The sequence below is a fragment of the Mycobacterium sp. genome, assembly GCF_050700595.1.
GTDB lineage: Bacteria > Actinomycetota > Actinomycetes > Mycobacteriales > Mycobacteriaceae > Mycobacterium.
The window spans coordinates 18,329-28,393 of record NZ_JBOHHI010000189.1 but is presented as its reverse complement, the minus strand read 5'-3'; the positions used below and the strand labels follow the sequence as shown (position 1 = coordinate 28,393).

7 protein-coding genes, 1 pseudogene and 1 other annotated feature are annotated in these 10,065 nt (G+C 63.6%); of the genes and pseudogenes, 4 read left to right on the top strand and 4 right to left on the bottom strand.

Annotated elements, in window-relative coordinates; all coding sequences use genetic code 11:
- A partial coding sequence (locus tag ACRDTL_RS17985) for an FAD-binding protein (RefSeq protein WP_431508054.1) occupies positions 1-609 on the bottom strand: 609 nt, incomplete at its 3' end.
- 286 nt (positions 610-895) lie between these two features.
- Here ACRDTL_RS17985 and gmd point away from each other — a divergent pair.
- From gmd to ACRDTL_RS17970, 3 genes are all read left to right on the top strand, one after another.
- Entirely contained in the window at positions 896-1,918 is a 1,023-nt protein-coding gene (gmd, locus tag ACRDTL_RS17980) for a GDP-mannose 4,6-dehydratase (RefSeq protein WP_431508053.1), read from the top strand.
- An 8-nt stretch (positions 1,919-1,926) separates the two neighbouring features.
- Entirely contained in the window at positions 1,927-2,889 is a 963-nt protein-coding gene (locus tag ACRDTL_RS17975; protein WP_431508052.1) for a GDP-L-fucose synthase family protein, read from the top strand.
- A gap of 330 nt (positions 2,890-3,219) precedes the next feature.
- Complete coding sequence (locus ACRDTL_RS17970; RefSeq protein ID WP_431508051.1) at positions 3,220-4,038, top strand: glycosyltransferase family 2 protein; 819 nt, start codon at positions 3,220-3,222, stop codon at positions 4,036-4,038.
- A gap of 120 nt (positions 4,039-4,158) precedes the next feature.
- Here the strand turns inward: ACRDTL_RS17970 and ACRDTL_RS17965 are convergent, their stop codons facing one another.
- Positions 4,159-5,709, bottom strand: a complete 1,551-nt coding sequence (locus ACRDTL_RS17965) for an MFS transporter (protein WP_431508050.1) — start codon at positions 5,707-5,709, stop codon at positions 4,159-4,161.
- A gap of 338 nt (positions 5,710-6,047) precedes the next feature.
- Here ACRDTL_RS17965 and ACRDTL_RS17960 point away from each other — a divergent pair, with 338 nt between their 5' ends.
- On the top strand, positions 6,048-7,313 hold the full coding sequence (locus tag ACRDTL_RS17960; RefSeq protein WP_431508049.1) for a glycosyltransferase: 1,266 nt from the start codon (positions 6,048-6,050) through the stop codon (positions 7,311-7,313).
- A gap of 281 nt (positions 7,314-7,594) precedes the next feature.
- On the opposite strand, the gene ACRDTL_RS17955 is transcribed toward ACRDTL_RS17960, so the two are convergent.
- Positions 7,595-9,784, bottom strand: coding sequence for an acyltransferase family protein (locus tag ACRDTL_RS17955; RefSeq protein ID WP_431508048.1), 2,190 nt, complete (start codon positions 9,782-9,784; stop codon positions 7,595-7,597).
- Between the two features lie 71 nt (positions 9,785-9,855).
- Positions 9,856-10,061, bottom strand: a pseudogene (locus ACRDTL_RS17950) (IS3 family transposase); the annotation flags it as partial.
- Positions 9,913-10,044: a sequence feature (AL1L pseudoknot), on the bottom strand. Its footprint overlaps the pseudogene before it by 132 nt.
- Positions 10,062-10,065: the final 4 nt, after the last annotated feature.

The following is a 10,065-nucleotide window of genomic DNA, read 5'->3' as shown; positions in this document are numbered from 1 at the left end:
CTGACCCGTCAGATGGTCGACCAGCGGCTGGTTGTCTGCCGAAAACGGCGGTGGCGCGGGCAGATCGACCTCGGCCGCCTCCGGTCGCAGCGGATCGGGCTGGCCGCGCACCCCCAGCAGCTTCTCGGCCGCGGCGTACCAGGGTCGCATCTCGTCGTAGCTGACCGGCCAGGCCTCTGGCACGGTGGACTCGCCGGGGTGATGAAAGTCCTGCCGGGGAGTGAAATCGCGAACAAAAAACCGCTCGCAGACCATGCCATAAAGAGCCGACGACCCCCCGGTCCCGCTGCCGAGGAACGGCACAAACCGCCGCGAGGAGCGCCCGCTCATGTATTCGATCTCGTCAGTTGAGCGCCCGGCCCGGGCCAGGGCGTCGTAGTAGGCCTCTGCGGAACGGCTCGCCAGCGGCTCGGCCACTTCCGGCTCCGAAGAGCGGATCGTCCCCGGCGCCCCGGGCAGTGTCGAGCGTCCCTTCTCGATGAACAGCACCCGGCGGCCTGAGCGGGCCAGCGAATAGCCCAGCATCCCGCCGCCCATGCCGGTGCCCACCACGATCACGTCCCACACAACGTGTTCCGCCTCGCGCGGATTGAGCTGGCCGTCAGCCAAAATCGAGTTCCTCCACGGATGATGGCCCAAAGCTTCGCCCCGGTTCGAGCGAATGACGACCATACCACCCGCCGCCACAGACAGGTTGACGTTCCCCATCCCGGCCACGGGACATGTTCTGGGGCGGACTGGCAAGGCCGTCGCTCAATATCTCCATGTCCTCGACATCTACTATGAGGCTGGCGGCGATGTCCCGCTGTTGTGGCGCAATGAGGACTGAGAGGGCTGCGATGAAGGGATGCAAGGCATGCGGGGGAGAGCGTGCACCGACAGTGATGGGAACCCAATGCGGCGAGCGCTCATAACCGGGATCACCGGACAGGACGGCTCGTATCTGGCTGAGTTGCTGCTGAGCAAGGGATATGAGGTCCACGGGCTTATCCGTCGAGCTTCGACGTTCAACACGTCGCGGATTGATCATCTCTATGTCGATCCACACGAAACGGGTGCACGATTGTTCCTGCACTATGGCGATCTCACCGACGGCACTCGCTTGGTGACTTTGCTTAGCACCATCGACCCCGATGAGGTGTATAACCTCGCGGCGCAGTCGCACGTGCGCGTCAGCTTTGAAGAACCCGTTCACACCGGCGACACCACAGGCATGGGATCGATGCGGCTGCTAGAGGCCGTTCGTCTTTCCAGAGTTGGCTGCCGCTTCTATCAGGCGTCCTCGTCGGAGATGTTCGGCGCGTCGCCACCGCCCCAGAACGAGCAGACACCATTCTGTCCGCGCTCACCATACGGTGCGGCAAAGGTCTACTCGTACTGGGCGACGCGTAATTATCGAGAGGCCTACGGATTGTTCGCGGTCAACGGCATCTTGTTCAATCACGAGTCACCACGGCGCGGTGAGACATTTGTGACCCGAAAGATCACGCGGGCCGTGGCACAGATCAAAGCCGGTATCGAGTCGCACCTCTATTTGGGTAACCTCGATGCTGTTCGCGACTGGGGGTATGCACCTGAGTACGTCGAAGGAATGTGGCGGATGCTGCAGGCCCCCGACCCCGACGACTACGTTCTCGCGACGGGACACGGTTACACCGTGCGCGAGTTCGCCCAGACCGCATTCGATCATGCCGGGCTCGATTGGCAAAGGCATGTGAGATTTGATGAACGCTATCTGCGCCCCACTGAAGTGGATTCGCTAATAGGTGATGCGACCAAGGCCACCCGGTCGCTCGGGTGGAAGGCTTCTGTACACACCGCCGAACTGGCGCAGATCATGGTGGATGCGGATATGGCTGAGTTGGAGTGCCAGGGGAAGCCATGGATTGATAAACCGATGCTGCGCGGTTGGAGCTGAGCGGAGGGATGGACACGTCACCCGGCCTTCCTGACCGCACATCTCCGATATATATCGCCGGGCACCGCGGGCTGGTGGGGTCTGCCCTGTTACGCAGGTTTCAGGCCGAGGGATTCACCAATCTTCTTGTGCGGTCACACAGCGAACTCGACCTGACCGATCGGGCCGCGGCGTTTGACTTCGTTCACGAGCTAAGACCTCAGGTCATCATCGACGCCGCGGCCAGAGTCGGCGGCATTATGGCCAACAGCACTTACCCGGCCGATTTCCTATCCGAAAACCTCCAGATCCAGGTCAACCTGCTCGACGCCGCAGCGGCCGCGCGGGTGCCGCGGCTGCTGTTCCTCGGCTCCTCGTGCATATACCCGAAACACGCTGCCCAACCCATCAGTGAGGAGGCGCTACTCACCGGCCCTTTGGAGCCGACAAACGATGCATACGCGATCGCTAAGATCGCTGGCATCCTTCAGGTCCAGGCAGTCAGGCATCAATATGGCCTGCCGTGGATCTCAGCGATGCCGAGCAACCTGTACGGACCGGGCGACAACTTTTCCCCAGCTGACTCGCATCTGATGCCGGCACTCATCCGCAGGTATGAAGAGGCCAAGATTAGCGATGCGCCGCAGGTTACAAACTGGGGCACCGGAACTCCACGGCGTGAGTTACTGCATGTCGATGATCTGGCGAGCGCGTGTCTGTATCTTCTGGCCCACTTCGATGGGCCAACCCACATCAATGTGGGTACCGGCGTCGACCACACCGTTGGGGAGATCGCCGATATGGTCGCCAAAGCGGTGGGTTATGCTGGCGAAACTCGCTGGGACCCAACAAAGCCCGATGGAACACCGCGCAAACTGTTGGACGTTTCGGCTTTGCGGGAAGCGGGATGGCGGCCCGAAATCCCGCTGTGGAACGGCATTGAGTCGACGGTGGCATGGTATCGTGCGAACGCCGCCGCTGCGAGGAAATGAATGTCCGCATCACGACAACCCCGTTTGGGGACGCAGTCCTGGTGCGCCAAACTGGCTAGAGTACCGGCATGCCGGCTGATCGCCAGGCCGCTACAGATTTCGCACCGACCACGGTTGAGCTGATCGATCTCTGCCTAGGATACGGCAGACGCGCCTAAGGTACCGTTACGACACCTGAGAAGGCGCGGCCGATTGATCGTTGCTGTTCTTTGATGAGCTTGCAACGTTAGGAGGTTTGGTCATGGTGCCCTCCGATGTGAGTAGCGTCGAGGCGACGAGCTCCGAAGCTCGAGCACGTCGCGCGGCAAAAGTATGGCGCGAGGGAAGTCGGTGACGTCGGCTCCGACCCTGTCGGTGATAACGATCTCCCTGCACGATCTCGATGGGCTGAAACGCACAGTGGACAGTGTGCGGGCGCAACGTTACGAGGGACGCATAGAACACATCGTGATCGACGGTGGATCCGGCGACGCAGTCGTGGAATACCTGTCCGGGTGTGAGCCGAGCTTCGCGTATTGGCAGTCCGAGCCTGACGGTGGAAGATACGACGCGATGAACCAGGGCATTGTCCACGCTACGGGCGATCTGTTGTGGTTCATGAACTCGGGCGATCGATTTTCCGATCCGGACGCGGTGGCTCAGGCTGTGAAGGCGATCTCCGGCCACGGGCCGGTACGTGACGTGTGGGGCTACGGCGAGTATTACCTGGTCGGTATGGGACGGCTGTACAAGGGCCCGAGGCACTTCAGCGTCCGTAAGTTCGTTTCTGGTTGGCCTTATTGGCACGGGGTTCCACATCAAGCATCGGTTTTCGGGTCATCGCTGGTGAGCAAGCTAGGCGGCTACAACCTTGATTTCGGGTTCGCCGCTGACCAAGAATTCATTTTTCGAGCCGCGTTGCTACAGGCGCCAATCACGATCCGGCGTGTGGTGTGCGATTTCGACAGCACTGGAGTCTCAGCGGATCTGACCGTACCTATTGTCTCTCGTGATTTGCGGCGCCTGTGGGACTTACATGGCTACTACCCACTGGGGGGGCGGCGGATGTCGCTTGCTTACCTACGCTGTTGGGAGTACTTTTTACGCTTTTTGGAATACGTATTCCAACGATCAAAAACATCGGTGCGGCCACGGCGCCTCTCACCGTAGCAGCGGTCAATCTCGCCTGCCGCTCCGTCTACACGATCTTCGACCTAAGTGCGCGTCTCAGCCTACCTAATACTCCATCTGCGATTTGATGTTGCGAAGGGCCTCAGGCAGCAATTCCAGTCAATCGCTTTGGCTTTCCCTGGCGTCGATGGCTTGCTTGACTTCCTGCGCCTGCGCCACCTGCTTCGCGGTGTAGCCGATGAACAGCGCTACCCCACCGATGAGGCAGGACAATCCGGCCAGCCACAGCAGACCATAGGCGTAACCCCGGTCCAGCGCATCCAGCTGAGGGGGGGTCATCAACTTTACTGGTCCGGCGGTCCCGCCCAGGGACAGCGTGCGCCACGTGATGACGGCCTGGATGACACCAAGCACCAGCGGCGCGCCCAAGCTGTTCAGCATCATCGCGACGGCGGATGTGGGCCCGATCCGGTCGAAGTCGACGCTGGCGATCACCGCCAGCGCGAGCGAGACGGTGATCACGCCGATACCGATAGCGGCGACGACGAGCGGCACGGCCACATTCGGGAAATACGGGACACCGCGATGAAGCGTCGTGCCGTAGAGCATCGCGCCCACCACCGGGGTGCCGCCGGCGATCACCACCACCCGCGGCGGGAACCGCGCCACCAGCCGCGACGACGCGGCCGCCCCGAGGCCCACCGCAAGAGCGAACGGGATGAAGGCGAGGCCCACGCCGAGGCCGCTGTACCCCAAGATGACCTGCACGTACAGGCCGACCACCACGGTCAGGGCGAACAGCACCCCACCGGCCAGGAAGATGGTCGCAAACAAGGCCAGCCGACTGCGGTCGAAGAACAAATCGAGCGGCACGATGGGGTTCTCCGCCGTGCGCTCCACCACGACAAAGGCCACGAAAGCGCCCAGAGCGATTGCACCCGAACCGATCGTCGGGGCCGATAGCCAGCCCTTCTGAGCCCCCACTGAGAAGCCGAAAATCGCCGCGGTACACATCAACGTGGCCAGCACAGCCCCGGTGGCGTCGAGCTTCATTCGCTCCTTCTGGGTTTCCCGCAGCCCGGTGCAGGACAGGTAGATCACCAGTAGCCCGAGCGGCACGTTCACCAAAAACACGAGGCGCCACGAGACCGTGATGAGCGCCCCGCCCACTACCAGGCTCGACACCGCGCCGACAGCGGCCGTCACGCCCAACAACGCCACCGCGGCGTTGCGCACCGGCCCCTTCGGGAACGTCGTCGCTATCAGTGCCACACCGGTCGGTGTGCTGGCTGCCGCGGTTGCACCCTGTACCAGCCGGGCCGCTATGAGGATGTTCCCGTCCCAGGCGATGCCGCACACCGCCGAGGCGATGGTGAACAGCACGGTCGCAACGACGAAAGTGCGCTTCCGCCCAAAGACGTCACCCAGACGACCGCCCAGCAGCATCAGCCCGCCATATGTCAGCACGTAGGCGATGATCACCCAGCTCTGCCCGGCGTCAGACAGGTTCAGCTCGTTCTGGAGCTGAGGAAGCGCGACAATCGCGATGGTGCCGTCCATCATCGCCATCAGTTGCATGCCGGCAAGGGCGATAAGCGCGGCGGTAAGCGGGCGAGACGGCAGCGTCGGGAAGTACCTGCTCAGCCGGCCTAGCGTGGTCGGATTGGCGGGCATGGGGTCGCTCCGCTCTGCGTCGTTGAGTGCCGTCACGGTGGACCACGCTACGGCAACCTTAGGAATTGCTGGCCGCAAACCAACCAGATAGGCATTCTCGGTCACCGGGTAAGCCAAGCTCAAAACGCCTAATTGGCAGTGCGTCGGAAACAGCACCGAGCGACTCCTCCAGCAGCTCCCCGGCAGCCGCGAAGACCGCCGATACTCTGGGAGCTAAGTCTGCGAGGCGAGGTGCACTTGCCTAAACTTCTGGTTTCCAGGCCGCTAGCGCGGATATCGGCGCTATGCTGCCGGGCGGCTGAGCCGGGGGATGGGACGCTGCCGCTTTCATTTCGCAGAACGCGTACGGGTAAGTGAAAGGCTAACGATCCGCGATGAAGTTTGTGCTGGCAAGCTATGGAACTCGCGGCGATGTCGAGCCCTGCACCGCCGTCGGCTGCGAGTTGCTGCGCAGAGGCCACGAAGTGCGCGTTGCGGTCCCGCCTGACCTGGTTGGCTTCGCCGAGGCGGCTGGGCTTGCGACGGTCGCGTACGGACCGGATGCGCGGACGTGGCAGGACCTGCACCGCGACTTCTTGACGCATCTATTCCGCAACTTCTGGAAGATCCGGGATCTGATCAGCTTGGGGCGCGAAGATTGGCAACTGCTTACCCGGAGCTGGGAGGAGATCAGCACGACGCTGATGTCGCTGGCGGACGGGGCCGACCTGTTGCTCACCCTCGTGATTGGCCAGGAGCCCGCGTCCAATGTTGCGGAGTATTACGACATTCCGCTGGCCATGCTGCATACCACGCCGATGCGGGCCAACGGCCAACTCCTGCCATTCCTGCCGGCGCCGCTGGCACGCTCCGCAATGACCGTGTACGACTGGCTGGGTTGGCCCGTGACGCAGAAACTCGAGAACGCGCAGCGCCGTAAACTCGGCCTGCCGAAGGCGATCGGGCTCTGGTCGCGACGGATGTCGCAACGCGGATCGCTGGAAATCCAGGCCTACGATGAGGCGTGTTTTCCGGGGCTGGCAGCCGAATGGGCGAAATGGGATGGCCAGCGGCCCTTTGTCGGCGCGCTGACGATGGAGTTGCCGACGGATGCCGATGAGGAGGTCGCCTCATGGATTGCCGCGAGAACACCGCCGATTTTCTTCGGCTTTGGCAGCACGCTCGTCGAATCTCCCGCCGAGACGATCGCCATGATCGGCGCGGCGTGCGCGCAGTTAGGCGAGCGGGCGTTGGTCTGCTCCGCCGAGAGTGACTTCAGCGACGTCCCCCATTTCGAGCACGTCAAGGTGGTCGGCACGATGAATTATGCGGCCGCCTTTCCAGCCTGCCGCGCGGTCGTGCACCACGGTGGCGCAGGTACGACGGCGGCAGGACTGCGCGCCGGAGTCCCGCAGTTGATCCTTTCGACGTTTCTCGATCAGACGCTCTGGGCAGCTCGGGTCAAACGACTGAAGGTGGGCACCGTCGGGCGCCTTTCCGCCACCGAAGAATCGATGGTCGCGGACCTGCGCACCATCCTCGCCCCGCAATGCGTCGCGCGGGCGCGCGAGATCGCCAGCCGGATGACCAAGTCCGCCGAAAGCGTTGCGGTGACCGCTGATCTCCTGGAAGAGTTCGCGCGCCAGAGGCGTGTTGGCTGATCGGCCCCGGCTGGGGGAAGCTCGCCACGGATGCACGACATGATCGATCGCCGTGTGTGGGCGTGTCGGCAAGGCTTAGCCCGCAGTCACACTGGCGTGCACGGTGAGCGGCTCGATTTTTCGCGAAACTCGCTCTGATACCGGCTTTGAGTTCACTGAAAGTGCCTGTCCTGCAAGGGATAATGAGTCAGCTGACGATCCTTTATCCGAATGGGAAGCACTTTCTAGGCTACCGCGGCGCACTCTGCTGGTGCTGGGCATCGCCGACAATCTGCAGCATGTCAACTGCCAACGAGCGCGCGGTCGGCCAGCGCTCCGATCACCGGTGCCAACAGTCGGGGGTATTCGGCCGTCAGGTGATCCCAATCGCTGTACACCAAGGTGTTGCCTACGATGACTGGGCAGCGGGCAGCGGTGCAAAACAGATTGGTGATGTCGGCGTAGTGTCCGCCGCCGGCTTTGGTGGCGGTGGACTCAGCCGCGATGCCAGGTTCGTTCACCGCCGCCGACCTTGGCGCCGAGCAGGCGGGAGCGTCATCGAGGTGTGCGGACAAACAGATCGGCACCGCTGAGTGTGGGTCCGGGGTCGGCCCGAGCACCAGCACCTGCGCACCAGTGCCGTGCAGCTGCTGCACGAGGTGGGTCAGACTGTCGATCCACGCCGGGTCGTATGACGTGAAACCTGGCTGCCAACCTTGGCCGGCCGGGTACTCCCGCGACATGGTCACCACGACCAGCCGCGGGTGCTCGGCGCGTAACCGGTCGATGATCTGATCGTGCCACTGCTCGCAGGCGGCGTAGATCAGGCGACGGAGGGGGTTGGTGAGGGTCAAATTCATCGGTGGGCAGCCCGCCCTGGTCAGCATCTCCAGCCGCCAGCGCCGCTGCGCGGCGACCTGCTGGAGCGCCGGAGCCCACATCGCGGCGTTGGAGTCGCCGACCAGGGCCACCGTCGTCGTCGAGGTGGTATCGCCGGCCGCGCACTCAGGCTGTCCGGCTTGGAAAAAAGTGCGCATACAGCTATTGATGAACAAGGCCTCGCGTAGGGCTGTCGCGTCGGCAAGCGGCGGGTCGAGGTTCGACGGTACGGCCTTCAAGTCGGCGGCTGCCGCGACTGCGGCCTGCACCTGGGCGAACGCGTGCTGTACCGCGGCGTTGTACGCGCCAACGCCGTGGCCGGCGGCGGGCGGCGCCGCGGTGATCGTCAGCGGCGCTGCGGGCGCGCCGCGGCCGACCGGGGCAGGCACCAATACCAACAGCACCACGCCCACGCAGACCGCTACCGCGGTGGCGACACCGCCAAGCGCAAGGCTGGCGACGGGAGACCGGCGCAGGGCGCCGGCGAACCGTAACGGGTTCTCGATGAGATGCAAGGTGAGCACCGCCAGCGCGCCGGAGACGAGGGCTGTTGCCAACCGGCCGGCCAGCCCGAGCGAGTGGCCCAGCAGTGGCGGTGCGAGCAGCAGTACCGGCCAGTGCCACAGATACCACGAGTACGACACCCGCCCGACCGCGCGCATCGGCGACAAGCCCAGGACGCGGCCGCATCCCTGAGGAGCTGAGGCACAGCCGGCGCCGATCACCAGCGCCGTGCCGAGCACGGGCAACAACGCCGCGGTACCCGGATAAGGTGTGGTTGCGCTCAACAGGGTGCAGGCCAGCAGGATCAGGGCCAGCCCTGCCCATCCCACGATCACGGCAGATGTTGCCGGCAGTCGGCGCCACTGGCCGGCGGTGAGGGCCACCAAGCCGCCAATTGCCAACTGCCAGGCCCGTGTGGGCAGCGAAAAGAACGCCACGGAAGGCACCACGTAAGTGACCGCCAGTGACAGCGCGAACGACACCGCCGCGACCAGCGCAAGGACCACCAGATACGGAGTTTCCGACGAGGCGGGTTCGCTTCTGGTGCGCCGACGCACACACCGGATGAGCCAAGCCGTACCGATGATCAAGGCCGGCCACACCAGGTAGAACTGCTCCTCTACGCCCAAAGACCAATAGTGCTGGAATGGCGATGGCGGTGAGAAGGCGTCGAAGTAGTTACGTAGTTGTAGAACGAACCGGTAGTTGCCGACATACAACGCGCTGGCGATGCCGTCACCGATGACGGTCCGGACCTGCAGCGGGGGTAGCAGGACAGCCGAGCCGATCGCGGTAACGACGCCGACCGCGGCTGACGCCGGCAGCAGTCTTCGGGCCCGCGCCCCGTAGAAGCGGCCCAGCCGCACGGTGCCGGCGGTGCTCACCTCGCGCCACAGCAGCCTGGTGATCAAGAAGCCCGAGATAACGAAGAACACGTCCACGCCGATGAACCCGCCACCCACACCGGGCACATCAGCGTGAAAGAGGACAACGGCCACCACCGCCACGGCGCGCAGGCCCTCGATGTCCTGGCGAAATTCCGTCTGCGCCAACCGCTGACCCTGCACCCGTTCGATAGGGCTGACGCTGTCGGCCTGGTGCAAGGTCACCAACTTCGTAAGAGGACGCGTCCTTCGAACAGATTACACTCCGGCATGAATCGTCCTGGAAATCCTGGAGGCCTCTCGTCTGCCACGAGTCTAGTGGAGTCGTATTGCTGGATTTTCATGTAGGTGCCCGGGGCCATCGACACCCCTGCGCTACGCAGGACGGTGCAGATGGGCTCGACCCCGAACTCATCGCGGTTGGCGTCGATGAAGTCGATTATCTCTTGTGTTGGCGGTCGAGCTCCGTCCCGAAGAAACTCGTCGCTCGCTTCAGAACCTCCAAC